Source organism: Pacificispira sp. (genome assembly GCF_965228185.1).
Lineage (GTDB): Bacteria > Pseudomonadota > Alphaproteobacteria > UBA8366 > Aestuariispiraceae > Pacificispira.
Window position 1 is genome coordinate 361,479 of sequence record NZ_CBDDHE010000004.1, and the last position, 25,798, is coordinate 387,276.

At 61.3% G+C, this 25,798-nt stretch carries 20 protein-coding genes and 1 tRNA gene; 6 read left to right on the forward strand and 15 right to left on the reverse strand.

Going from position 1 to position 25,798, the window contains the following annotated elements:
• Positions 1 to 2 precede the first annotated feature (2 nt).
• Genes ACO06O_RS10025 through ACO06O_RS10040 form a run of 4 tightly spaced genes read right to left on the reverse strand, consistent with a single transcriptional unit; the run spans position 3 to position 3,978 of the window.
• Positions 3 to 1,202, reverse strand: coding sequence for an acyl-CoA dehydrogenase family protein (locus ACO06O_RS10025; protein WP_421878989.1), 1,200 nt, complete (start codon positions 1,200 to 1,202; stop codon positions 3 to 5).
• Positions 1,203 to 1,217: 15 nt separating this feature from the next.
• Positions 1,218 to 1,532 carry an NIPSNAP family protein gene (locus tag ACO06O_RS10030; RefSeq protein WP_420416788.1) on the reverse strand — a complete coding sequence of 105 codons (315 nt, stop codon included), beginning with the start codon at positions 1,530 to 1,532 and terminating at the stop codon, positions 1,218 to 1,220.
• A 40-nt stretch (positions 1,533 to 1,572) separates the two neighbouring features.
• Positions 1,573 to 2,334 (reverse strand): SDR family NAD(P)-dependent oxidoreductase, encoded by a 762-nt coding sequence (locus ACO06O_RS10035; protein ID WP_421878992.1) that lies wholly within the window; start codon positions 2,332 to 2,334, stop codon positions 1,573 to 1,575.
• 3 nt (positions 2,335 to 2,337) lie between these two features.
• Positions 2,338 to 3,978 (reverse strand): acyl-CoA synthetase, encoded by a 1,641-nt coding sequence (locus ACO06O_RS10040; protein WP_421878995.1) that lies wholly within the window; start codon positions 3,976 to 3,978, stop codon positions 2,338 to 2,340.
• Between the two features lie 177 nt (positions 3,979 to 4,155).
• Here ACO06O_RS10040 and ACO06O_RS10045 point away from each other — a divergent pair, with 177 nt between their 5' ends.
• The gene (locus tag ACO06O_RS10045; protein WP_421878998.1) at positions 4,156 to 5,499 is read left to right on the forward strand and encodes a diguanylate cyclase domain-containing protein; all 1,344 of its coding nucleotides are present in this window, start codon (positions 4,156 to 4,158) and stop codon (positions 5,497 to 5,499) included.
• Between the two features lie 54 nt (positions 5,500 to 5,553).
• Positions 5,554 to 6,219 (forward strand): DsbA family oxidoreductase, encoded by a 666-nt coding sequence (locus ACO06O_RS10050; protein ID WP_421879001.1) that lies wholly within the window; start codon positions 5,554 to 5,556, stop codon positions 6,217 to 6,219.
• A 29-nt stretch (positions 6,220 to 6,248) separates the two neighbouring features.
• Here the strand turns inward: ACO06O_RS10050 and mfd are convergent, their stop codons facing one another.
• Both mfd and ACO06O_RS10060 read right to left on the reverse strand, forming a co-directional pair.
• The gene (mfd, locus tag ACO06O_RS10055) at positions 6,249 to 9,743 is read right to left on the reverse strand and encodes a transcription-repair coupling factor (RefSeq protein WP_421879004.1); all 3,495 of its coding nucleotides are present in this window, start codon (positions 9,741 to 9,743) and stop codon (positions 6,249 to 6,251) included.
• A complete protein-coding gene (locus ACO06O_RS10060) occupies positions 9,740 to 10,033 on the reverse strand; it encodes a succinate dehydrogenase assembly factor 2 (protein ID WP_421879007.1) in 294 nt (97 codons plus the stop codon). Before ACO06O_RS10060 ends, mfd begins: the two co-directional genes overlap by 4 nt.
• 166 nt (positions 10,034 to 10,199) lie before the next feature.
• Between ACO06O_RS10060 and recG the strand changes: the two genes are divergently transcribed.
• The gene (gene recG / locus ACO06O_RS10065) at positions 10,200 to 12,284 is read left to right on the forward strand and encodes an ATP-dependent DNA helicase RecG (protein ID WP_421879010.1); all 2,085 of its coding nucleotides are present in this window, start codon (positions 10,200 to 10,202) and stop codon (positions 12,282 to 12,284) included.
• On the opposite strand, the gene ACO06O_RS10070 is transcribed toward recG, so the two are convergent.
• Complete coding sequence (locus tag ACO06O_RS10070; protein ID WP_421879013.1) at positions 12,281 to 12,994, reverse strand: DUF502 domain-containing protein; 714 nt, start codon at positions 12,992 to 12,994, stop codon at positions 12,281 to 12,283. The genes recG and ACO06O_RS10070 overlap by 4 nt on opposite strands.
• 107 nt (positions 12,995 to 13,101) lie before the next feature.
• A complete protein-coding gene (locus ACO06O_RS10075; protein WP_421879015.1) occupies positions 13,102 to 14,841 on the reverse strand; it encodes a sensor histidine kinase in 1,740 nt (579 codons plus the stop codon).
• Positions 14,842 to 14,998: 157 nt separating this feature from the next.
• Between ACO06O_RS10075 and ACO06O_RS10080 the strand changes: the two genes are divergently transcribed.
• Positions 14,999 to 15,697, forward strand: coding sequence for a Crp/Fnr family transcriptional regulator (locus tag ACO06O_RS10080; RefSeq protein ID WP_421879018.1), 699 nt, complete (start codon positions 14,999 to 15,001; stop codon positions 15,695 to 15,697).
• Between the two features lie 330 nt (positions 15,698 to 16,027).
• Positions 16,028 to 16,103 (forward strand) — tRNA-Lys (locus ACO06O_RS10085).
• A 48-nt stretch (positions 16,104 to 16,151) separates the two neighbouring features.
• Here ACO06O_RS10085 and ACO06O_RS10090 read toward each other — a convergent pair.
• The 3 genes from ACO06O_RS10090 to gyrA form a co-directional block, all read right to left on the reverse strand.
• Positions 16,152 to 17,744, reverse strand: a complete 1,593-nt coding sequence (locus ACO06O_RS10090) for an ATP-binding protein (protein WP_421879021.1) — start codon at positions 17,742 to 17,744, stop codon at positions 16,152 to 16,154.
• 164 nt (positions 17,745 to 17,908) lie between these two features.
• Complete coding sequence (coaD, locus tag ACO06O_RS10095; RefSeq protein ID WP_420416800.1) at positions 17,909 to 18,415, reverse strand: pantetheine-phosphate adenylyltransferase; 507 nt, start codon at positions 18,413 to 18,415, stop codon at positions 17,909 to 17,911.
• Between the two features lie 60 nt (positions 18,416 to 18,475).
• Positions 18,476 to 21,268 carry a DNA gyrase subunit A gene (gene gyrA / locus ACO06O_RS10100; protein WP_421879024.1) on the reverse strand — a complete coding sequence of 931 codons (2,793 nt, stop codon included), beginning with the start codon at positions 21,266 to 21,268 and terminating at the stop codon, positions 18,476 to 18,478.
• A 188-nt stretch (positions 21,269 to 21,456) separates the two neighbouring features.
• On the opposite strand from gyrA, the gene ACO06O_RS10105 reads away from it, so the two are divergent.
• On the forward strand, positions 21,457 to 22,173 hold the full coding sequence (locus tag ACO06O_RS10105; RefSeq protein ID WP_421879027.1) for a glutamine amidotransferase-related protein: 717 nt from the start codon (positions 21,457 to 21,459) through the stop codon (positions 22,171 to 22,173).
• A 188-nt stretch (positions 22,174 to 22,361) separates the two neighbouring features.
• Here ACO06O_RS10105 and ACO06O_RS10110 read toward each other — a convergent pair whose 3' ends face one another.
• The 4 genes from ACO06O_RS10110 to ACO06O_RS10125 all read right to left on the reverse strand — a co-directional run bounded on the left by ACO06O_RS10110 (position 22,362) and on the right by ACO06O_RS10125 (position 25,624).
• Positions 22,362 to 23,666: a solute carrier family 23 protein gene (locus ACO06O_RS10110; RefSeq protein WP_421879030.1), complete on the reverse strand. Its 1,305-nt coding sequence runs from the start codon at positions 23,664 to 23,666 to the stop codon at positions 22,362 to 22,364.
• Between the two features lie 213 nt (positions 23,667 to 23,879).
• Positions 23,880 to 24,410 carry a single-stranded DNA-binding protein gene (gene ssb, locus ACO06O_RS10115; protein ID WP_421879033.1) on the reverse strand — a complete coding sequence of 177 codons (531 nt, stop codon included), beginning with the start codon at positions 24,408 to 24,410 and terminating at the stop codon, positions 23,880 to 23,882.
• A gap of 126 nt (positions 24,411 to 24,536) precedes the next feature.
• Positions 24,537 to 25,049: an Hpt domain-containing protein gene (locus tag ACO06O_RS10120; protein ID WP_421879036.1), complete on the reverse strand. Its 513-nt coding sequence runs from the start codon at positions 25,047 to 25,049 to the stop codon at positions 24,537 to 24,539.
• 62 nt (positions 25,050 to 25,111) lie between these two features.
• Positions 25,112 to 25,624 carry a response regulator gene (locus ACO06O_RS10125; RefSeq protein ID WP_421879039.1) on the reverse strand — a complete coding sequence of 171 codons (513 nt, stop codon included), beginning with the start codon at positions 25,622 to 25,624 and terminating at the stop codon, positions 25,112 to 25,114.
• Between the last annotated feature and the right edge of the window lie 174 nt (positions 25,625 to 25,798).

Sequence of the window (25,798 nt, forward strand, 5' to 3'; positions counted from 1 at the left end):
CGTCAAACACCCCACCGCCAGAAATCGTCGCCTTCCTGCGACAGAAATCGATTGAGAACCATTTTGTGCACTTCGGACGCGCCGTCGACCAGTCGCGCCTGCCGGGCATAGCGGTAAATCCATTCCAAGACGGTGTCTTTCGAATAGCCCCGCGCGCCGTTCAACTGGATAGCGGTATCCACGGCCTGATGCAGCGCATCGGCGACCTGAATTTTCGCCATGGAGACCTGTTTGCGGGCCTTGTCGCCCTGATCCAGAGCCCAGGCCGCGCGCATGGTCAGAAGCCGCCCGATATCGATCTGCATCGCCGCGTCGCCCAACAGCAATTGCACGGATTCCCGGTCGCCCAATTTGATGCCGAACCCTTCGCGGCCTTCGACATATTCCCGCGCGATGGACAAGGCCCGCTGCGACAGGCCCAGCCAGCGCATGCAATGGGTCAGTCGCGCCGTGCCAAGGCGGATCTGGGTCAGCTTCAGGCCATCCCCGATCTCCATAAGCCTGTTCTCGTCAGGGATTTCCAACCCATCGAAAATCAGTTCGCAGTGACCGCCATGTTCCTCCGGCCCCATGATCGGAATGCGCCGTTCGATACGCCAACCCGGCTGATCCTTGTGGAATAGGAAGGCCGTCAGTCCCTTGCGCGGATCGTCCGACGTCTTGGCAATCAGGATGAAATGGCTGGCGACACCGGCCCCGGTGATGAACCATTTATGGCCATGCACGATCCATTTATCACCGCGCCGTTCGGCGCGGGTGCGGATCATGGACGGATCGGACCCGCCGCCGGGCGCAGGCTCCGTCATCACAAAAGCCGAACGCACGTCCCCATCGACGATAGGCTGAAGCCAGGCCGCCTTCTGATCGTCGCGGGCGACCTTGTTCAGCACGAACATGTTGCCGTCGTCCGGCGCGGCACAGTTGAAGACGACCGGTCCGAATATGGACCGGTTGGCTTCCTCATAGAATGCCGCCATGCCCTGGGTATTCAGCCCCAGACCGCCCCGGTCGCGCGGCATTTGCGGGGACCAAAGCCCCTGCCCCTTCGCCAGTCCGCGCATGCGCTGCAATGCTTCGTCAGCGATATTCTCATGCGCGTCATAGGCTTCCGGCTGCGATTCCAGCGGGATCAGATGCGCGTCGACAAAGGCGCGCACTTTCAGGCGCAGGACGTCGACCTCCGGCGGCAGGGTAAAGTCCATCACTAGGTCCCTCTATCAGGGTTTGAAGAAGGGTGCCGGCGACAGGATCTTGTTCTCCATCTTCTGCAACAAGGGCATGCCCTGTTTCAGATAGGCCTGCCATCCCGGATCGGCGGCCAATTTCGCGCGGCGTGCCGCCCGGTCGGCCAGATCCTCGTAACGCCACATATGAACAACCTGATTCAGTTCGCCGATATCCATCGAGACATACCAGCCGATCGGCTCGCCGAGATATTTGCGCTGCAGGGGCAGGCCGAGTTCTTCGTAGATTTTCAGAAGCTCCGCCAGCTTGCCGGGAATGACGGAGTATGTGCGGTGGTCGACGATCATGGGTGATCTCCCCTTGAATGGTTGCGTTCAGATGTCTGTTTCATGGTGTCGCCAGGGCGTGCCCGCCATCGACGGCCAGAACATGGCCGGTGGTCCAGGCGGCCAGGTCGCTGAGCAGATAGAGAAGTGCCCCGTCCAAATCTTCCGGCGTGCCGAATCGGCGGATCGGGATCTGCTTCATCATCTTCTCGCCAAGATCGCTGCGCAGAAATTCACGGTTTAGATCGGTCTCGATATAACCCGGCGCGATGGCATTGACGCGAATGCCGAATTTCGCCCATTCGTAAGCCAAGGCGCGGGTCATATGCGACAGTCCGGCCTTGGAAACGCAGTAGGATATCTCGGTTTTCGAAACCCTTTCGCCGAGCAGGCTGGAAATATTGACGATCGAGCCACCCTGCGAATCCGCCATGCGGGCGGCGCATGCCCGGGCGACGAAGAAGGCCCCCTTAAGATTGACGTCCATCACGGCGTCCCAATCCGCCTCGCTCTGCTGCAACGAGGGTTTGGGCACGACCGTACCGGCATTGTTCACCAGAAGGTCGATTCCGCCGAGCGCCGCTTCGGCGGCGGCGACCGCGTCATCGATCGAAGCGACATCCGCCACATTCATCGCGACAGCGACCGCATTGCGGCCGGTTTCATCCGCAATGCTGTTGGCCTCGTCCTGCAAGCGGTCGATGCGTCGTGCGGCCAGGGCGACATCTGCCCCGGCGCGGGCCAGGGTACCGGCGAAATGCCGCCCAAATCCGCTCGACGCCCCCGTAATCAAGGCTTTCCTGCCGTCCAGTCGCAATTCCATCGTTCAGAGTTCCTTGGCCCGGCTGCGCAGCACGAATTTCTGAATCTTGCCGGTCGCGGTTTTCGGAAGCGGTCCGAAAACCACCTTGGTCGGCGCCTTGAAGCGGGCCATGTTCTCTTTGCAATAGGCAATGACCTGCGTTGCGTCGATGGTTCCTTCCCGGCCTGGCGCCATGGTCACGAAAGCACAGGGCGTCTCGCCCCATTTTTCGTCCGGCGCCGCGACGACCGCGGCCTCCATGATATCCGGATGTTTGAACAGAACCTCCTCGACTTCCAGGGAAGAGATGTTCTCGCCGCCGGAAATGATGATGTCCTTGGCCCGGTCCTTGATCTCGACATATCCGTCTTCATGCATGACGGCCAAGTCCCCGGTATTCAGCCAACCGGTGCCGAGTGCGTCCCGCGTGGCGTCCGGGTTCTTCAGATAGCCGCGCATGACAGTGTTCGACTTCAGCATAAGCATGCCGATCGTCTCCCCGTCGCGCGGGACGTCGATCAAGGTTTCGGGGTCGGCGACTCGCTGTTCCTCCAAGGCGACCATGGCAACGCCCTGCCGTGCCATCAACGGCGCGCGCTCGGACAGATCCATCGCATCCCATTCCGGCTGCCACTCGCAGACCGTCGACGGGCCATAGCATTCGGTCATGCCGTACATATGGGTCACATTGAACCCCATGCCCTCCATCTTGGCGATCACGGCGGAGGGCGGCGCGGCGCCGCCGGTACACACCTCAACCCTCTGCGGGAACTCGACTTTCTGGTCAGCGGGCGCATGGATCAACATGGTCAGGACGATGGGGGCGCCGCACATATGGGTGACGCCGTAATCCCGGATCATCGGGAAGATCAGCGCCGGATCGACCCGGCGCAGACAGACATGGGTCCCGCAGGCCGCCGTTACCGCCCAGGTATAGGTCCAGCCGTTGCAATGGAACATCGGCAGGGTCCAAAGATAGACGGATCGATTGTTGACGCCGAAAGTCAGGGCGTTCGACATCGCGTTCAGATAGGCCCCGCGATGGTGATAGACCACGCCTTTCGGGTTTCCGGTCGTGCCCGATGTGTAGTTCAGGGCCAGAGCATCCCATTCGTCGGGCGGCAGGCTGTGCACGAAAGTCGGATCGCCTTCGTCCCGCAACATCGTCTCATAATCGGTGGTGCCGACCCGCGGGCCGTCCGGCTCGACGGGATCAACGATGTCGATCACGATCCTCGGTCGGTTCTTGGTCTGCGCCAATGCCTCGCCCATCACGCCGTTCAAGGAGCATTCGGACAGCACGGCCTTCGATTCGCCGTGTTCCAGGATGAAGGCGATGGTCGGCGCGTCCAAACGGGTGTTCAGCGCATTCAACACCGCGCCCAGCATCGGCACCGCATAATGCGCTTCCAGCAGCGCGGGGACGTTCGGGGACAGGACCGATACCGTATCCCCTTTCCCGATCCCCCGCGCCTTCAGGGCTGAGGCGAAACGGCGGACGCGCTCATAGAATTGGGCGTAGGTATAGCGCAGATCGCCATGAATGACCGCAGTGCGGTTCGGGAACACAGTCGCGGCGCGTTTCAGGAAACTGACCGGCGATAGCGGCACGTAGTTGGCGTCGCCCTTGTCCAAATCGCGATCATAGATACCAGGTTGCGTCACGGATCGGCCTCCCTTGCGGTTTCGACGGGCTGAAAACGCCGTCGGCTTTTTCTCTCGCCACCCCGGGCGGTTTTGCTATCTTTGTTGTAGAGGCAGACGGGGAGGTCAAGAACCATCGCCGTTCAACGACTTCCGAAGCGACACAGCTTCACCGGTATTTTTGCGGCGAGGGACACAATGCGGCATTTGGCTTACCTTCTGATCGGCGATCCGGATCCCGATTCCGCGCTGTCCCGGTCCGAGGCGCTGACCGAGCAGGGATACCGCTGCATCCAAGCATCGGACGCACACACGCTTCTGGCTTTGGCCAATTCTCGAAAGCCTGATGTCATCCTGTTGGGGTCGTTTGCGGCACCGGTCGATTCGACACAGATCGTCTCCGCCCTTAAATCGGCTGATGCGACCCAGAATATTCCAATCGTGCTGACCGACGCCGCGCTGGACGGTCCTTCGCTGGAAGGGTTTCGCGATGCGGGCGCCGACGACCTTCTTCCGCCCGACGACGATTTGGACGAATTGATAGCCCGCCTGCCCCGGCTCAGCCGCTCTTCGGTCATGTTTTCCGAGTTGCAGCGCCGGGTGAAGACCGCCGCCGAGTTCGGGGTCGATATCGACCCACGCCAGTTTCGCCGCGGCTATCCCGAGGAACCCCAAGTAATCGCAGTGGCCCAGAACGGCAACCATCTGACCGAACTGGGCCAGACGCTGAACGAATCCGGCCTGCATTGCATTCCGGAAGTCAGCCCCTTCCGCGCCGCGGACCGACTGGATGAAGGCCGCTTCGATGCGGCCGTGATCGCCATCGACGAAGGCGACGATTTGAGCCGGGTTCAGTATCTCTGCGCGCATATCCGCAACAATCCGCGCCTGTTCAATCTGCCGACGCTGGTCCTGTCCAACGGCCGGTCCAACCGCGTCGACATGGATCTGTATCGCGGTGGCGCGGCAATCGTCTTGCCGGCTTCGGCGAAACCGGCCCTGCTGAGCACCTATATCCACATGCTGGTCAACCGGCAGCGGCTGCGCTGGACCATGCGGGATCCGTACAAGGCGACCTTGAACCAGAAGACCGCCGACAAGACCGGCGTCGCCTATTCCGAGGCCTTCTGGAACGCGCATCTTCCGCGCTGCGTCGCGGCGGCCCAGGAACGCGGCAGCAATCTGGCGCTGGGCTATATCGACGTGCCCACCCTGCCCCGGATACGCGAGGAGTTCGGTGAGGAGAATGCCGAGATCCTGGCCCATCAGCTCGCGGACTGGATCACCGGCATGACCCGGATCGAAGACACCGTCGCGCGCGTGGGACCGGACGCCTTCGCGATCCTTCTGCCGGAAACGCCCGAGCATGAGGCAAACCGCGTGGTTCAGCGGATCATCGGCATCCTGCACAGTTCGGAATTCCATCTGGGTGAAGAGGTGATGCAGGTCATCCATGCCTGGGCCGAAGGCGGCGTCGCCGGACTGCAGGAGGGTGACAATGCGGCCAGCCTGCTGGCACGCGCGAAGGCCCTCGCCACCTGACATTTTGGTGAGGCCCTATGGCGGCCCGGCGCCAAAGGGCCTATATCGACAGACATGATCACAATCGACGTCTTCTCCGATCCCATCTGTCCCTGGTGCTTCATCGGCAAGAAACGGCTGGACGAGGCCCTGGCCGCGCGGCCGGACATTCCCGTCACCGTGCGCTGGCGGGCCTTTCAATTGAACCCGGATATGCCGCGGGCCGGCATGGACCGTCAGGCCTATCTATCGGCTAAATTCGGCGGGGCCGACCGGGCCGGTGAAGTCTATGGCCATATCCGCCGCGTCGGCAGCCAAGTCGGCATCGACTTTCAATTCGAGCGGATTCCCCGAACGCCCAGCACATTGAAGGCGCATCGTTTGATCCGATATTCGCACCGACCGGAAGTCGACACCGCGAACGCGCTGGTTCCGGCCCTGTTCCAGGCTTATTTCCTGGATGGCAAGGATATCGGCACCGATGCGGTGCTGCTGGATATCGCAGAGAATGTCGGAATGAACCGCGACGCGGTCGCCGCCTATCTTGCCACCGACGAAGATGAGAGCGAGGTCCAGGCAGAGGACGTCTATGCCCGGCGTCTCGGGATCGGCGGGGTGCCGTGTTTCATCATCGAAGGCAAATACGCCCTGTCCGGCGCGCAGGAGCCGGAGGCATTCCTGCCCATCCTGGATATGGCGCTGCAGGAGCAATCGGGCGTGACCGCCGCATCGACAGACTGATACCTGAATACCCCGGCCGGGCCCGTCGTTCAGCTCGAGACCTTGGCCAGGGCTTCCGCCACTTTCCGAACACCGTTCAGCCGGCGTGCGGATTCCGTCCAGGGCCGCATCACAACCAGCTTGTGGTCCGGCCGCAATTTGGTCGTCCCCGCCATGCGCTGAATGAAGCCGATCAATCCCGCCGGATTGACGAAGGTGTCGTTGCGGAACGAAATCAGGGCGCCCTTCGGCCCGGCGTCGATCTTTTCGATCCCGGCGGCCTTGCAGGCCTGTTTGATGGCGACGACCGCCAGTAGGTTTTCGACCTCGTCCGGCATCTTGCCGAAACGGTCGACAATTTCGACCGCGAACTGATCGATTTCCTTTGTCGTCTTCAGATCGGACAGGCGGCGATAGAGGCCGAGGCGCACCGACAGGTCCGGTACGTATTTCTCCGGAATCAGGACCGCGATCCCGACATTGATCGTCGGTGTCCAGGTCTCTTCGATCTCTTCGGCGGAAATATGGTCGCGCGCGGCAGCGACCGCCTCTTCAAGCATTCGTTGATACAGTTCGACGCCGACTTCCTTGATATGGCCGGACTGTTCCTCCCCGACCAAATTGCCGGCCCCGCGGATATCGAGATCGTGGCTGGCCAGGGTGAACCCCGCCCCCAGACTGTCCAGTGTCTGCATGACGTCCAACCGCTTGCGCGCGGTCTCGGTCAGCACCTTGCCCGGCGGCAGTGTCAGATAACAATAGGCCCGCTGCTTCCCGCGCCCGATACGCCCGCGCAATTGATAAAGCTGCGCCAGGCCGAACATATCGGCCCTGTGAATGATCATCGTATTGGCGTTCGGAATGTCCAGACCGCTTTCGACGATATTGGTCGCCAGAAGCACATCGTATTTCCCGGCGATGAAGTCGGACATCACCGTTTCCAACTCCCGCGCAGCCATGCGGCCATGGGCGACCGCGACGGAGGAGTTCGGGGTCAGTTCACGGATTCTCTCCCGTGCCCGGTCCAGGTCGGAGACGCGTGGGCAGACATAGAATATCTGACCGCCGCGATAGCGTTCGCGCCGGATTGCCTCGCGCAGCACCACCGGATCGTAAGGCAGCACGAAAGTCCGCACCGCCAATCGGTCGACCGGCGGACTGGCGATGATCGACATCTCGCGCACGCCCGCCAGGGCCATCTGCAGGGTCCGCGGGATCGGCGTCGCCGTCAGCGTCAGGACATGGACATTGGCACGAAGCTGTTTCAGGCGCTCCTTTTGCTGGACGCCAAAATGCTGCTCCTCATCGACGATCAGAAGGCCGAGGTCGCGGATTTTCACCGACTTTGCCAGCAGGGCATGGGTACCGACGACAATATCGACCGTACCGTCGGCCAAGCCCGACTTGACCTCCTCGGCCGCCTTGCCGGTGACCAGTCGCGACATCTGCCGGACCCGGATCGGCAGGCCCTGGAACCGCTCTTCGAAATTCTGGAAATGCTGGCGCGCCAGCAGGGTCGTCGGCACGACAACCGCGATCTGCTTTCCACTCATCGCCACAGCGAAGGCGGCGCGCAACGCGACCTCCGTCTTGCCGAACCCGACATCGCCGCAGACCAACCGGTCCATGGGCTTGCCCGAGGCGAGGTCGTTAAACACGTCCTCGATCGCCTTCAACTGATCTTCCGTTTCGCTGAAGGCGAAGCGGGCACAGAACTCGTCATAGGCACCCTGCTGCGGCACCACCGGATCGCCCTTGCGCAGGGCACGTTCGGCAGCGATTTTCATCAGCGATTCCGCGATCTCGCGGACACGCTGCTTCAGCTTCGCCTTGCGCGCCTGCCAGGCCGCGCCGCCCAGCTTATCAAGCTGAACCCCCGCCTCTTCCGAACCGTATCGGGACAGGACTTCCAGGTTCTCGACCGGGAGATAAAGGCGGTCGTCGCCGGAATAGATCAGACGCAGGCAGTCATGCGGCGCACCGTCGACAGTCAGCGTTTCCAGCCCGTCATACCGCGCGATGCCATGTTCGACATGAACGACCAGGTCGCCGGTCTCGATGGCGGAAAGCTCCGTGATGAACTCCTCGCCGCGCCGGCGACGCCGCGCGGGACGGGACAGACGCTCTCCCAGGATGTCGGGCTCGCTTATGACCAGCGTATCTGCGGTTTCAAACCCGGCATCGACGGGCAGCACGCCAATCGCCGCCTTCCCCGGTTCCAAACCGTCCAGTTCAGGCCAGGAGCGGACATCCGCCAGATCGGTCAAACCGCCGTCGCGCAACAGCAGTTTCAGGCGTTCGCGTGCCCCCTCACCGGAAGCCGCGATCAGGCAGCGGCGGTCCTTGGCGGCCGATACCCGCTCGGCCACGGCTTCGAAAAGGTCGACATCCGGGGCTTTCCGGGCGGCGGAGAAATCCGGAACCCGACGCGCGCCGAAATCGACATCTCCGTCCGATCCGACATCCGGCAAGGCATAGGGCGACAGCGCCAGAACGCGGGACAGGCCGACCCGGCTTTTCCACTCACTCGCCGTGAAATAAAGCATGTCCGGCGCAATCGGCTTGTAAGGCGGCGGCCCGTCCTCGTCCGTACGGCGGCGTTTCTGACGGATTGCCTCCTCGTCCCGGCGTGCGGCGTAATGGTCCTGAATCGTTTCCAGCCGCGCTTCGATCGCTTCATCCGCCTGAATGTCCAGGACGATGGGTGCGTCTTCGGGCAACCAGTCGGGGATGCATTCCATATGATCGTGAAACAGCGGCAGCCAATGCTCCACGCCTGGCGCACGGCGGCCTTCGCTGACGGCTTCGAACAGCGGATCGCCCGTCGCATCGCCGCCGAACAGCGTGCGATAGCTCTGCCGGAACCGGTCGATATGTTCCCGATCCAGCATGATTTCGCTGACCGGGCGCAAGATCAGTTCATCCGCCTGCCCCAAAGTCCGTTGGGACATGGCGTCGAAGCGCCGGATCGATTCCAGCTCGTCCCCGAAGAAATCAAGGCGCAGCGGGTCGGGCTCACCCGGCGGAAAGACGTCCAGGATACCGCCGCGCACCGCATATTCCCCCGGTTCGCGAACCGTGTTGGCCCGTCGGTAACCGTTGCGTTCGAAGAAGGTCTGCAGCGTGTCGACCGCGCAGCGCTCCCCTTTCGCGACGGACAAGGTCGACTCCCGGAAGGACTTGATCGGCGGAACCTTTTGCAGAACGGCCGCCACGGTCGTCAGAACAACCAGCTTTCGCCCCTCAACCCCGGCAGCCAGTTCCGATAGGGCGTCCAACCGGCCGGCAACGGTTTCCGCATTGGGCGACACGCGATCGTACGGCAGGCAATCCCATGCGGGCAGCAGAATCATCTCCAGCCCTGGATCGACGAAGGACAAGCGCGCGGCTGCTTGGCGCATCCGCGTTTCGTCCCGCATGACGGCCAGGACAGGCCCGGCCGAGCGCCGTGCGATCTGGGCCAATGCCAGCGTATCCGCGCCTTCCGGCGTTCCGGCAATGACCTTGCGGCCCACACCGGCGGCGATGGTATCGGGCAGGCTCAAGGAGTGCTCAACGGGGCTTTGGCGAATTCGAAAATGCGCCGGAACATGGGACCGTCGATCTCGGCGGGAACATCTGCGCCGTGCACCAACATGGAATAAAAAGCCTGGTCCGGAACATGGAGGAGCATTTCAAACGAATCGAGCTGTGGCGCGTCGAACGCATCCAGATGGCGATCCGCGAAATTCCCCAGAATGATGTCCATTTCCTTCATACCGCGGTGCCAAGCCCTGAATTGGAGCTTCTTGCGGCGGATATCCAAAGGAAGGGCGTTGTCGTTGGTGGGTTCCATCACGTCATTTCCGAAGGCGTTTGTTCAACTGGCCAGGCCGGTGCAAGCCGGGTTTTACCGTTCCCTTACCGGCACGGCAAACCCGTCCAGGCGAATTCGTTGATTTTCGATTTGGAATGCTGCCGATACACTGACAACTCCAATCGCGCTTCACTCCCCAAGGCTCATGCGCCCCGATATCCTATTTCCCCTATTCGCCGCGTTGAACAGTCTGAAAGGCGTCGGCCCCAGAATCGCCGCCTTGCTGGAAAAAGCGGCCGGGCCGCACGTCATCGATCTGTTATGGCATTTGCCCCGTGAGATTGTAGATCGCCGCGAACGCCCGACAATTGCCCAGGCCCTGCCCGGCAAGATCGTGACATTGACCTTGACCATCGGGCGTCACGACGCCCCGTCCGACCGCCGGCGGCCCTATCGCATTCAGGCGTCCGATCCGACCGGTTCTCTCACTCTGACTTTCTTCCGCGGCGATAAGAAGTATCTGGAACAACTTCTGCCCGAAGGATCGCAACGTATCGTATCCGGCCGGTTGGATCTCTATAACGGCATCAAGCAGATGTCGCATCCGGACCATGTGCATCCCCTGGATAAGGCATCGGAAATCCCGGATATCGAGCCGGTCTATCCGCTGACCCAGGGGGTGACGCCAAAGGTTCTGGGAAAGGCCCTGACAGCCGCGCTGGCCCGCGTGCCGGAATTGCCGGAATGGCTGGATACGGCACATCTGGCCCGCACCAAGTGGCCGGCCTGGCACGAAGCCCTCCACGCCGCGCATGGCCCCAGAGGCCCGTCGGACCTGTCGCCGCTGTCGCCAATTCGGCAAAGGCTTGCTTACGACGAGTTGCTGGCCAACCAATTGGCTCTGACCGTTGTCCGGCGCAAGGCCAAGCGGCAGGGCGGGCAGAGTGTCGAGGGCGACGGTAGCCTGCGCCGCCAGGTCCGCGATGCCCTTCCTTTTGCGCTGACCGGCAGTCAGGAAAGCGCGCTGGCCGAGATCTTTGCCGACATGGCGTCGCCTAATCGGATGTTGCGCCTGCTTCAGGGCGACGTCGGCAGCGGCAAAACGGTTGTTGCCCTGATGGCCATGCTGAACGCCGTTGAATGCGGCGGTCAGGCCGCGCTGATGGCACCAACGGAAATCCTGGCCCGCCAGCATTATGAAACCATCGCGCCCCTGGTTGCGAAGATCGGGCTGAAATGCGTGATCCTGACCGGTCGCGACAAGGGGGCCGCACGCCGCGATAGCCTTGCCGCCCTTGCGGAAGGCCGGGCGCCCATCGCGATCGGGACCCATGCGCTATTCCAGGACGATGTCGCCTTCCGCGACCTGAAACTGGCAATCATCGACGAACAGCACCGTTTCGGGGTCCATCAACGCCTGTCCCTGGGATCGAAGGGGCACCGCGCGGACGTCCTGGTCATGACAGCGACGCCGATCCCGCGCACCCTGACGATGACCGCCTATGGCGATCTGGATTCGTCGCGCCTGACCGACAAGCCGCCGGGACGCCAGCCGATCAAGACCGTCGTGATTGCCGACAGCCGCCTGCACGAGGTCGTCGATGGGATCGGCCGGAAGCTCAAGGAAGGCGCCAAGGTCTATTGGGTCTGCCCGCTCGTTGAGGAATCCGAGACCAGCGATTTGGCCGATGCAGAGGGCCGTTATGCCGATCTTTGCCGTTCTTTCGGCGAGGCCAAGGTCGCATTGGTCCATGGGCGGATGAAGGGAAAGGAAAAGGACGCCGCCATGGCCCGCTTCATCGATGGGCCGGCCGATATCCTGGTGGCGACGACGGTGATCGAAGTCGGCGTCAACGTACCCGCCGCGACCGTGATGGTGATCGAACATGCGGAGCGGTTCGGCCTCGCGCAACTGCACCAGTTGCGGGGCCGCGTGGGGCGCGGCGATGCGGCGTCGACCTGCATCCTGGTCCGCGCCGAGCAGTTGAGTGAGACCGCCCGGGAACGCCTGCGCACCATGGCGGAAACCGAGGATGGATTCCTCATCGCCGAAAAAGACCTGGAACTGAGGGGCGCCGGAGAAATTCTGGGCACGAAGCAGAGCGGTCTACCGGAATTCCGATTGGCGGATATCGCCCTGCATGGCGAGTTGATGCGCATCGCCCATGACGACGCGCGCTTGGTGCTGGAACGGGATCCGGACCTGACCGGCGACCGGGGCCGGAAACTGCGCTATTTGCTGTATCTGTTCGAGCGGGACGCGGCGATCGCCAATTTGAAATCCGGTTAGCCCGCGCGCCGACCGTTTTCGTCCTCACCGACCAAATGGTCGCCCGGATGCACGATCCCGGCGGAAATCACCAGTTTCACCGCGTCCTCAACCGGCATTTCCAGGACGATCAAATCCTCGCGCGGCACGAAAAGCAGGAAGCCCGATGTCGGGTTCGGTGTGGTCGGCAGGAAAACGTTGACCGTGTCCCGCTTCAATTTTTCCTTCAGTTCCCCTTCGGTCGAGGCTGTGACAAAGGCCACGGCCCACAGACCCTTTCGGGGATATTCGACCAGCACAGCCTGGCGAAAGGCGTTCGACTGGTTCTGCAGCACGGTCTGGAAAATCTGTTTCGTCAGCTTGTAGAGGCTGCGGATGATCGGCATCCGGTCGAGGATGTTCTCTCCCAGCCGGACGACCCACCGCCCGACCAGCCCGGCCGTAAATGCCCCGATCAGCGTGATAACCAGAATCAGGACCAGAACGCCCAGCCCCGGCACGCCGAAATCGACCCCCAGATACTGCTGGAAATAGGTGTCCGGGTTATACCGCGCCGGGATCAACGGCATAATCGTGTCGTCGATATAGGTCACGATCCACACGGCCAGGGCTATCGTGATCGCAATTGGCGCGGTGACGAGAATCCCGGCCAGGAAATAGGCTCTCAGCTTGGCGAACACTCCACTGCGGGGATGGGTCGGCGACGGCTGTTCGTCTTCAGGATTGCCCATTCTCTCTTTCGTCCTTCGGGAGATACCGGCCGGATTGGCGTCGGTCCCTGATCGGTGTTGCAGCGCAATATTCCGGTCGCGCCACTATAAGGCCAATTGCCGCCGGATCAATCGGACCGTTGTGGGGATGGCGTGCCGCGCAGCACGTCATCCGGCTGCCCTACCCGATCGGGCCCGAACACCAATGACACAACCGTCCCATGGCCCAGTTCGGACGTGATGCTCAACGTCGCGTTATGCAGCTTCGCCAGGTTCTCCGCCAGTGGTAGCCCCAGTCCGGTGCCCGCGAGTTCGTCTTTGGGCGCATTGTTCAACTGCTGAAATTTGGTCATCGCCAGCGGAATATCGCTGGGGCGCATGCCGATCCCGGTATCGCAGACCTGGAAACGGATGCCGCCCTGCGGCGTCGAATGCGCCTTGACGGTCACCTGTCCGCCACGCGGCGTGAACTTGATCGCATTCGACAACAGATTCAGCAGGATCTGCTTCACACGCCGCTCGTCGCAGCGCACCAGGGCGATCCCGTCCTCGATTTCGGTATCGACCTCCAACCCGTTGTTCCGGGCACGCTCATGGACAAGACGCACCGCCCCATCGATCGCCGCCTCCGGCGAGATGTAGGATTCGTCCAATTCCAGGTGACCGGCCTCCGCCTTCGACAAGTCCAGGATATCGTTGATCAAAGACAGAAGGTGCCGACCGCTCTGGCGGATATCTGCGGCATATTCCCGGTATTGCTCCCAGGATTCCGGGCCCATGACCTGCGCTTCCAGGATCTCGGCGAAACCGATGACCGAATTCAGGGGGGTGCGCAATTCGTGGCTCATATTGGCCAGAAATTCAGACTTGGTGCGATTGGCGATTTCCGCCTGATCCCGTGCCCTTGCCAATTCCTCGGTCCGGTAGCGCACCGCCAGCGTGATCCGCCGATTGACCTGAAGCAGCACGGCGATCAAAAGCCCGACGACCAGGAACAACCCTGTCCCGCCGATGCGGACAATCGTGCCCAGGGACCCATCGCGACCGCCGCCATATCCGGGCAGCATGTCCCAACTATAGCGCCAGACGGTTTCGCCATACGCGATCGGCACCTGGAACGTCTCGATCGAGTTCGGCAACGGGGTCCCATGACCGATCAGCGGCTCCTCGTTTTCCTGGCCTGCCGATTTGACGCCCAGTCGGAGAACCAGGCCATCCGGGGCAACCGAGGTCAGAAAGGATTCAAAGAAGGTCAGAAGGTCGAAGACGGCGATCAGGACGCCATCCTGACCGTTCACATATGTGCGCGCCGCGAGCGTCAGTGTCGGCCAACCGTCCGCGCTCTCGAAAGGCGCCCCAAGGACGACACGTTCACCCAGCCGGATTGCGCTGGCCGCCGCTTGATACACGGCCGGGATTTCCGAAAGCTGGCGACCTACGGCAATCGGGCTCTCCGCCCCGCTGACGGCCGTCACCACGAAAGTTTCGGACGGAGTGGCATCGGCCCTATGATCCCGTGCCGCGAACAGCACGGCATCAAATCGAACCGTATCGGAATGCCGCAGCGACCGGCGTACGACCGCCGATAGCGCGTCCCGGGTCAGCGCTTCCGTTTGCCCATGTACGCGTTCGGAAATGACGCTGAGGGACACTTCGCCCTGATTGAGGGCCAATGTCGCAAATTCGGTCAGCCGGTAAGCGTCGTTACGGGCGCGCTCTGTCCAGTCCTCCCGCTCCCGGCGGTCCAGATCGCTGGCTGCATAGAAGCTGATCGCCACGCCGACCGCCACAACACAGGCGGCAATCAGGGCCGAGCCAAGCGGATAGCCGCCCGGACGCCATGGATGCCGCCTGCCAAAACCTTTCATACCCCGTTCACCCTCGGCCGCCTGTCTTTTTCGCCCTGCTTTTCGCGCGGCATTCCAAAACTAACCGCTTCCAATCGGATTGGCGACAACCCTCTCGCCATCGCCCAGGGCTTGCGGTAACGTGAGCCGCATACTCGGAGGGGATAGGGCCGTTACGATGACGGGGGAGAACGCCAGGACACTGGCGAAAGTTTTTCTTTTCAAGGATTTGTCCGAAGAGGATCGCGCGCGGGTCGAGGCCCGCTGCAAATGGCGCGATTTTGCTCCGCAGGAACAGATCATCGATTTCCAGGACGATAGCCAGGACGTCTATTTCGTCACCCGCGGCGTCGCGCGCGTTGTGAACTACTCCATCTCCGGCCGGGAGATCGCCTTCGACGATCTGAAAGAAGGGTCGGTCTTCGGCGAATTGGCCGCGGTGGACGGCGAACCCCGCTCCGCCAATGTCGTGGCGGTCGCGCCGACCACGGTCGGCCTGATGCATCCCATGACGTTCCGAAGCGTGTTGGAGGAACATCCGGAAATCGCGTTCAACCTGATGAAGCGGCTGACGCAGATGGTACGAATGTCGGTCGAACGCATCATGGACCTCAGCACGCTGGGCGCCAACAACCGGGTCTATGCCGAATTGCTGCGCCTCGCCAAGCCGACGGTCCAGGACGACGGCACGGCCAAGATCGATCCGATCCCGATCCATTCCGAACTGGCCAGCCGGGTGTCCACGACGCGGGAAACCGTCGCACGGGTGTTGAGCGACCTGTCCCGCAAAGGGCTTGTGAAACGTGCCGGCAATGTCCTGCAACTCACCGACACGAACCGTCTGCGGGATATGGTCGAACAGTTCCGCGGTGACTGATTTTCCGCGCCGGCGACCGCACCCGCCCCGAAAATGCCCTGTTTCAGCCGCGTAAAGTGACGGAAGTCACTGCATCCTCTTGCCGTTGGGAGGGATACTTCCCGGACAGAGAGGAGTATCGGACAATGGTGGAAATCAAGACCCTGATTTTGACGGTTCCTCTGACCCTGTTGGCGCTGCTGCTCAGCGCGTCAGACCGCTGGCAGCTGGCCTTTTTCTGATCCTTGGGAAAAACGTCCGGAAGGTGCGTTCTTGTGATTGACCCTGGGGGCGGCCTTCCCTATGTTCCGGCCCGGTCGATGGGCGGCCCCTTCCGGCGCCGTCCTTCCCGGGCACTTAGCTCAGTTGGTAGAGCATTCGACTTTTAATCGAACGGTCACAGGTTCGAATCCTGTAGTGCCCACCATTTTCCCCATTAGATCAATGCACAATGGCGTCTTGGCACCAGGACGGTTCAGGCCGTCTTCAATGGGATCTTGATCGTCACATCCAGCCCTTTCGGCTCTCGTGGTGCCAGTAAGAGCGCGCCGCCCATCTTCTCCACGAGACGTAAGGAGATTGGTAGGCCCAGGCCGGTGCCAGGTTGACTGGCGACCATCGGGTTGGCGGAGCGGGTGAATGGTTCAAGAACCCGTTCCATCTCGTGCGGTGCAATTCCAGGGCCCTCATCCCGAATCTTAACAACGCCGAATCCATGATCTTCGGACAGTTCGATGGAAATCCGCGAACTGTCGGGCGAGAACTTGACGGCATTGGCTAGGATATTCACCAGAACCTGGTGCAGCGCACGACGGTCGGACACAACCATGGTATCGCTTGCGGTCTCGCTGAGATCGGTCGTGATCTGTCGCGACCGCATCGTGAGCCGCAGTAAGCTCAGCGCATCAATGACCGTGCCCCGAAGGGATTCGGGCTTCAAGTCCAAGGGACGCCCGCCCCGGTCCAATTCCGAGAATGTCAGAATATCATCGATATGGGCGTGCAGAATCTTGCCCGCCCGATGGATCTGGGCGACGAATTCAACATTCTTTTCGGCGGAAAACGTGTTGTCCTTGTCTGTGATCAACTCGGAATATCCAAGGATCGCGTTCAAGGGGGTGCGAAGCTCATGGCTCATATGGGCCAGAAAGGTGGATTTGGCTTCGCTGGCCACGTTCGACGCATTCAGGGCAGACTGCGTTTCCGCAATCTGCTCCTCCAGCTGGCGCTCGGTCGCACGTCGAATGGCGATCTGTTCGGATACTTCGGTCACAAACCGGTCCCCGACACGCGCCAAGGCACCCAGCTCGTCATCTTCGTGCCCGTTGGGCGAGTGGATTCGCGACGAACCCGGGTCTGACGAATCGATCGCTCGGAAAGATTCCACTAATTCTCGCAATGGCTTAGCGGCGATGTAATGGAAAACGAAAAGCAGTACCAGGATTAGAAAAACATTACGTGCCATCCCGACCAGGAACACCACGATCGCGCGGTCCATGAAACCGGACAGGGCCTCCGCGCGACTGATCTTAACGATCATCTCACCCTGCCCGACGGCTTGGCTCTGGGCGATCGGCGGGGCCAGGGAGCGACGCAGTTCGACCTGTTCATCAATCAGGCCTTTCAGCGCGTGTTCGGATCGGCCCTCCATCGATTTTTCGGCTGCCCCGAGCAATTCACCGTGGTCGCCGATGATCTTCGCCTCGATCACGAATTCATAGATCAACAGGCTTTGTGCGACTTGATCGGCAAGGGCGTAGTCGATGGTGAAAACGGCCCGGGCTGCCGGTTTGGACGCAACCCCCAGCAATTCTTCTATCTGACGGTCCAAGGCCGCCCGCTGGCTGCCGTAATCAAGATAGACCTGGAAGGAGGATAGAATGACGCCGACGGTGATGGCGACCAAAACCCCGGCCCGCGCCAGCCGATACGCCAGTCCTCTTCCAAAGCCGCTCAGCCCGTCGTCCGCCCCCACTGGGGAGCCGCCGCGCCGCCATTTGGACGCGGAAGTGCGGCGACCGGAAGACTCCGCCGCCTCAATCGACGCAGTAACTGTTGCGGACTCCAAATCCCCACTCCTCGGATCCACCGCGGTGTTGTCCCGAACAATCGGCCATTTCCCGACCGAAACCCACCGCGTTTACGCTCGCACCTCACGAGCGTATCGGACAAGCCGTTAACAGAATGTTGCGGCCTGGGGGAAAAATCGACTCTTTGGTGAAAATAGGCAACCTATCCGATTTTTTCGTCCAGCTTCGCCATCACGCGCGGGCTGACAAATTCGGAGATATCGCCATTCAACTGTCTGATTTCTTTAACAAATCTACTTGAAATGAACTGATGGCGTTCGGACGCCATCAAAAAGACTGTTTCCACGTCCCGGTTCAATCGCGCGTTCATTCCGGTCATCTGAAATTCGTACTCGAAATCGGAAACCGCACGCAGACCGCGAATGATCAATTCCGCCCCGACCGAAACGGCGTGATGCATCAACAGGCCTTCGAACGGCATGACCTCGACCCGGCTCCGAACCACGTCGGGTAGGGTTTCGACCTCGGCGCGAACCAGTTGGGTGCGCTCTTCCAAGGTGAAGAGCGGCCCCTTCCCGGCATTGATGGCGACCGACACGATCAGCCGGTCCACCATATGGGTGGCTGCACGCCGGATAATGTCGAAATGTCCGTTGGTAATCGGATCGAAGGTGCCGGGATAGATCCCCACCCGTTCGGTCTGCCCCATTGAAACTCGGCCTCCCGGCTGCCGCGACTTATTCTGGTCCCGTTTCAGACGTCCCGGCGGTTATAGACCGGATTCATCCGAACCGGAAGAGACCGCTTCACCGGCATCCGCTTCTTCCGACTGGGCGCCCTCGTCAACGGTTCCTTCGACGGTATCATCATCATCCGCTTCCGAATCTTCGCGCAACCGGGCGACGGACACCACTTTCTGGTCAGCACCGACATCGAAGACGATCACGCCCTTCCCGCCCCGGCGGCGCCAAGAAATGCCTGCACCGTGAATTCGGATGATCTGGCCGGCACCGCTGACCATCATCAACTCGTCCAAAGCCGGATCGAACAGGAAGGCGGCGGCGACATTGGCCCCTCGCAGATCCATATTGTTGATCCCCTGCCCGCCGCGGCCTGTCACCCGGTAGTCATAGGCCGAGGCCAATTGCCCCATGCCGCGGTCCGAAACGGTCAGGATGAACTCTTCGCGCTCCGCCATTTCGGCGAATTTGTCCTGGTCCAGCATCGCCGCACGCTCTTCGTCGCGCACGCGGTCCTCGCCGTTCGAATATTCGCCGGATGTCAGGCGCTTGGCAGCGGCCTGGGCGCGCAGATAGTCGTCGCGGTCTTCCGGCGTATGGTCGCTGTGCCGCAGGATCGACATGCCGATGACCTGATCGTCCTTAGCCAGTTTGATGCCGCGCACGCCGGTCGATGTACGCCCGGAGAAGACGCGCACCGCCCCGACTTCGAAGCGGATACACTTGCCCTGCTGCGTCGAAAGCAGGATGTCCTGATCGTCGGAACAGACGCTGACGGAGACCAGCCGGTCGCCCTCGTCCAGTTTCATCGCAATTTTGCCGTTTGCCTTCACATTGGTGAAGTCGGACAGCTTGTTCCGCCGGATATTGCCGCTCATCGTCGCGAAGACGGCGTCCAGTTCGGCCCAGCTACCTTCTTCCTCCGGCAATGGCATGACGGTCGTGATCCATTCGTCCTTCTCAAGAGGCAGGACGTTGACCATGGCCTTGCCGCGCGATTGCGGCGTCCCCGCCGGCAGGCGGTAAACCTTCATCATGTAGACCATGCCGCGGGACGAGAAGAACAGGACCGGCGTATGGGTCGACGTGACGAAGACGCTGGATACCGCATCCTCGTCCTTCATCGACATGCCCGTTCGGCCCTTTCCGCCACGCCGCTGCGCCCGGTATGTCGCCAGCGGCGTGCGTTTGATGTAACCGCCATGGGTGACGGTCACGACCATATCCTCGCGCTGGATCAGGTCTTCGATATCGTGTTCGAACTCGTTCTCCAGGATCACCGTGCGGCGCGGGTCGGCGAACCGGTCGCGAATGTCCTTCAACTCGTCGGTCAGGACCTCCATGCGGCGCGGACGCGACCCCAGGATTTCCAGGTAGTCGGTAATCTGAATCTGAATTTCGCGGGCTTCTGCTTCCAGCTTCTCACGCTCCATGCCGGTCAGGCGCTGCAGGCGCAGATCCAGGATGGCGCGGGCCTGCCGTTCGCTCAGCCACGCATTCTCGCCTTCGACCCGGCTTTCCGGATCGTCGATCAGCTTCAGATAGGGCAGAATGTCCGTCGCCGGCCACGCTTTTGACATCAGCGCGTCCCGTGCAGTCTGCGGGTCCGGCGCCCGGCGAATCAGCTCGATAACCGGATCGATATTCATGATCGCGATCATCAGGCCGGCCAGGATATGCGCCCGGTCGCGCGCTTTCGCCAATTCAAAGGCCGTGCGGCGCTTGATCACTTCCTCCCGGAAGTAAACGAAAGCGCCGATGATATCTTTGAGCGACAGGGTTTTCGGCTGACCGTCATGCAGCGCCAGCATGTTGACGCCAAAGCTGGTTTGCAGCGGCGTATGGCGGAACAACTGCGCCTTGACGACCTCGGCCTCTACGCCGCGCTTCAATTCGATGACAACCCGGACGCCGTCCCGGTCCGATTCGTCGCGCAGATCGCCGACACCCTCGACCTGCTTCTCGCGCACCACTTCAGCAATGCGCTCCAACATACGGGATTTATTCACCTGATACGGAATCTCGGTGACGATCAGCGCCTGCCGGTCCTTGCCGACCTCTTCGATATTCACCTTGGAGCGCATGATGACGGAACCGCGCCCGGTCGCATAGGCGGCGCGAATCCCCGACCGACCCAGGATCTCGCCGCCGGTCGGGAAGTCCGGCCCCGGCACGATCTCCATCAGTTCTTCCATCGTTATGTCGGGATTTTCGACATAGGCGATGCAGGCGTCCAGAACCTCGCCCAGATTGTGCGGCGGAATGTTCGTTGCCATGCCGACCGCGATGCCGCCGCCGCCATTGACCAGCAATGCCGGAAAACGCGCGGGCAGAACGCTCGGTTCGGTTTCCGATTCGTCATAGTTCGGCTGGAAATCGACCGTATCCTTGTCGATGTCGTCCAGCATCGTCTCGGCCGCCTTGGACAGGCGCGCCTCGGTGTATCGCATGGCTGCGGCCGCGTCGCCGTCCATCGACCCGAAGTTCCCCTGTCCGTCGACCAGAGGCACCCGCAGCGAGAAATTCTGCGCCATACGCACCATGGCGTCATAAATCGCGCTGTCGCCATGGGGGTGATATTTACCCATGACGTCCCCGACGATACGGGCCGATTTACGATACGGTTTCGTCGAATCGTAACCGTTTTCCTTCATCGTATAGAGGATGCGGCGGTGGACCGGCTTCAGGCCGTCCCGGACATCCGGCAATGCGCGGCTGACGATCACGCTCATGGCATAAGCGAGATAGCTCTGGCGCATTTCGTCCTCGATCAGGACGGAAGAAATATCGAAATCGGAAGGGGGTGCTGTATCGTCGGACAAGGCTAAGAGATCGCTTTTCGCTGTGGGATCGATGGGGGCCGTGGCGGCCCCGCCAGTCGGGAATCGCGCGCGGCGCGACAGTCCATATATCTAGCATGCGCACCAGGGCTGGAACAACCAAATAAGGGAAAATAGCGCCTATTTCAGCCTGCTTTGCACTGGTCCGAACCGCCGTTAAACTACCCTGCATGGCCGAAACGATTTCCCGCACCGTCATCCTGGTGACGCATGAGCCCGCCCCCCTTCCCGACACGGCGTCGCAACGCCTGGCCGCGATGGGATACCGGTTGGAATGGGTCTGTCCGGCCGCCGGTCAGCGCCTGCCCGATATCGCGCCGCATCACGTCGCCGCCATCGTCTATGGCGGGCAGTATGCGGCGACGGAGACGCGGCGCTTTCCTTTCATGGCGGCGGAGATCGACTGGGTCGGCCAATGGCTTGCGACCGGTCGGCCGTTCCTGGGGATTTGTTCCGGCGCCCAGGTTCTCGCGGTTCAGCTAGGGTCAGGCCTCGCCCCCCACCCCGACGGGCTATCGGAAATCGGCTATTACACGATCGATCCGACACCGGATGGGACGTCTGTTTTCCCCAACCGAATGACGGTTGCCCAATGGCACTATCTGGGCTTCGAAATCCCGGATTCCGCACTGCAACTGGCCACGTCCGGCATTTTTCCCAACCAGGCATTCCGCTATGCCGAAAACGCCTTCGGGTTTCAGTTCCATCCGGAGATCAGCATGGAACAACACGAGGCATGGCTGGAAACACAGATCGACATGACGACGATACCCGGCGCGCAGGATGTTTTCACCCAGCGTCAGCTCGCGGATGTCTATCATGCGCCGATGAAGTCCTGGTTCGAGGATTTCCTGGAAAAATGGATCCGCGGCGGGGTGCCCTGGTAACGACGTGCGACGCCGCCGGAAAGACCTGTGCCGAAATACCGCACAGGGCGTCCCGCGCGGTATTTCGGCTCAAGGCGAACTGAAACAAAAACGCTCGCTCGGTCATGATCCAGTCTCTGCCGGTTCGGGGTGCCCCCTCCGACCGTCCGGACCATGACCGAACGGATTTGACCTAACTGTCCTGCATCCTAGTCGAGCGCTTCGAACATGCGCTCGTTCTCTTCGGCTTCCGGACGTCCCGGCAGCACCAGGTTCAGAACGATGCCGGCAATCGCCGCCAAGGCCATGCCCGCAATCTGCAGATTGTCGGATACCTGGATCGTCGCCCCGCCGACACCGATGACCAGGATGACGGAGGCAATGATCAGATTGCGCTTAGCCCCCAGATCGACCCGGCTTTCGACCATCATGCGCAACCCGCTGGCCGCGATGATCCCGAACAACATGATCGCGACGCCGCCCATCACCGCCACGGGAATGGTCGAAATCAATGCGGCGATCTTGCCGATAAAGCCGAAGCACAGGGCCAGGACCGCGGCACCGCCGATGACAAAGATCGAAAAGACGCGGGTCACGGCCAGAACACCGATATTCTCGCCATAGGTCGTGTTCGGCGGACCGCCTAAAAGGGACGCCAGGATTGTCGCCACGCCATCGCCCAGAATCGACCGGTCCAGGCCCGGCTTACGCAGGAAATTCCGGCCGACCACTTTGCTCAGCACCATCTGATCGCCGATATGTTCCGCCACCGGCACAATCGCGGCCGCGATGAAGGCGAGAATGATCGCACCGTTGAAATCCGGCGAATAGGTGACGAACGGCACCGAGAAATCGGGAACGGCGATGAACGGCGCTTCCGCAACTGCGGTGAAGTCGACCAGACCGAAAATGGCCCCGGCAATATAGCCCGCAACGACCCCGACCAGAACCGGCACCATGGAGAAGAAATTCTTCAGATAGACCGCGCATCCGACTGTCACCGCCAAGGTGAACAGTGCGATTCCGAAAAAGGTCCCGCTGTAGGAGCCATTCGGCGCGCCTGTCCCGGTCGTCGCCATATTGACCGCGACCCCTGCTAGCCCCAGTCCAATCACCATGATGACCGGCCCCACGACGACCGGCGGCAGGATGCGCAGCAGCCAACCGACGCCCAGAACGCGGATCAGAATGGAGATCACGACATAGACCAGACCGGCGAAGAAACAGCCGACCAGGGCCAGATTGGAATCCCCGGTCGCGCTGGCGGCCAGTATCGGCGCGATGAAGGCAAAACTGGATCCCAGATAGGCCGGGATCTTGCCCTTGGTGATAACGATGTAGAGAAGCGTCCCCGCACCGCTTGTGACCAAGGCGACGGCCGGGCTCAACCCGGTGATCAACGGGACCAGAACTGTCGCCCCGAACATCGCGAATAAGTGCTGAAGACTGAGGGCCGCCCATGCCGGTGGCGAGGGGCGATCCTCGACATCAAGTACCGCAGACCGATCGACCATGTGGATCTCCTGTTCATTTGTTTCGTTATTGTGGCCTGGGGGTTTCCCATCTGCCGATTCGCTATCCGGGGCGAGCGAATCTTTTGCCGCGATGCGGCAATTGCGGTGCCGCTAGATCACCGGTCCCACCGCTTCTTGCTTGGCAATAAGGCATTCCGGAAAGCAAAACGGGGGGCAAGGGCCCCCCATTTCACAAATACTATCGCGACCGCGTCAGAACGGAATTTCGTCGTCCAGGTCGGCGCTGTAGTCGCGACCGCCGCCGCCACCCGATTTGCCGCCCGATCCGCCGCCGGACGAGCGTCCGCCGCGGTCGTCATAGCCACCGCCATAGCCGCCATCGTCATAGCCGCCGCCGGAACCGCCGCCATAGCCGCCACCGGACCCGCCGCCGCCTTCGCGACCGTCCAGCATGGTCATGTTGCCGCTGAACGGGCGCACGACGACTTCGGTCGTATAGCGATCCTGGCCATCCTGCCCCTGCCATTTACGGGTCTGCAACTGCCCTTCGATCAATACTTTCGATCCGCGTTTCAGGAAGCGTTCCGCGACCTCGGCGGTCTTTCCGAAAATGACGACGCGGTGCCATTCGGTGCGTTCCTGATTGTTGCCTTCGCGGTCGCGCCAGCGTTCGTTCGTCGCGACGGACAGGTTCGCGACCTTGTCGCCGGATTGCAGCGAACGCACGTCGGGATCCTGGCCCAGATTTCCGACCAGAATGACCTTATTGAGACTGCCCGACATACATACCCCCTTGGGACGATTTCATGAGATTTCGGCAGGACAGTTCGCCGCCGTTTCGAGGCGCCAAGTCTAAGCCATCGACCGGTGCGATGAAAGCGTTACGGAAGCGGGGCCGGACGTTGACACTCAGCCGATCTCTTTTTCGACGACCTCGGACAAAGCATGCACCACGGCCTGGGAAATCTCATCGCCGCTGCCCTTGATGGACTGGCTGTAGACGACTTGAAGCGCCTTCAGATGCTGGTCGACAAGTGCCGGTTTGACTTCGATATCTGCCGGGCGCTCCCGAACATAGCGGCAGAAAGTGCGACCGATTTCGGTGATCAACGGGAATCCGAATGTCGCCCCCTGTCCCCGCATGTTGTGTACCAGGCGGAACAACTTGTCCAAATTGGCATCGCTCGGATCGGATCGATAGGCTGCCGCCAGTTTCTTCATCTGTTCGATGTCGTCGGCCAGCTTGTCGACATACTCCGCCGCCATGCGTTTGACGATGGATTCAGCCTCTGCGAAGGCCTTCTCAGGATTCTTGCCACCGATTTTCGGCACCTTCTTGGCCAAGGTGTTCGGCCGTTCGACCACCTGATGCCATGACTTGTCCGGATTGACCGGCACTTCCGGAAGTTCGTCTTTCGCCATGACCGTCTGGTCCTTTCAGTACCCGCCGACCCGATCCCGCGCCATATCGCGCCGTCGGCCGGTTAAATCTCCACCGCGTCGTCCGCCGACCCACGGCGGTCGCTGCCTTCGAAACTGGGCAAATTCAAGCGCCGCCGGCAGGGGCCGAAGAAACTGGCCGTTCTGACGAAGGGGCGCGGATTCTCGATAATGTTGACGATCCGGGCATGCAGTGAACGCGCAGCCAGCGGTTTCGCCAGAAACTCCGTAATACCGAAATCCCGCGCGTTCATCACTTTGGACTTTTCGGTATAGCCGGTCAGCATGATTACCGGGATGTACCGGGCCGGGCTGTCGCTGTCGATCCTGAGCCGCCGGATCAGGGTCGGACCGTCTTCCGGTTCCATTTCCCAATCGGTTATCATCATGTCGAATTCGTCTGTCGCCAGATAGTCCCAGGCGTCAATGCCGTCAGACGCCGTCCGGACAAAGCCGCAGCCCAAAGCCTCCAACATACGTTCGAGTATGTTTCTCATGAATTTGCAGTCGTCGACAACGAGAACCCGCAAATTCGTAAAATCGTAGCTCTTCGACATGGCCTCCCGCCAACGCTTACATGGTGGCGATTGGGCCCTCCCTTTCCCAAGCGCAACAGCGTCTTAATGCGGTACAATACCGCGTTCGGAATCACAAGCCTTGGCGGCGGCCGGCGATTCGCCAATTGGTCGCTTGCGGCCTTTCGCGGCGCACCCTAACCTTGTTCTCTATCG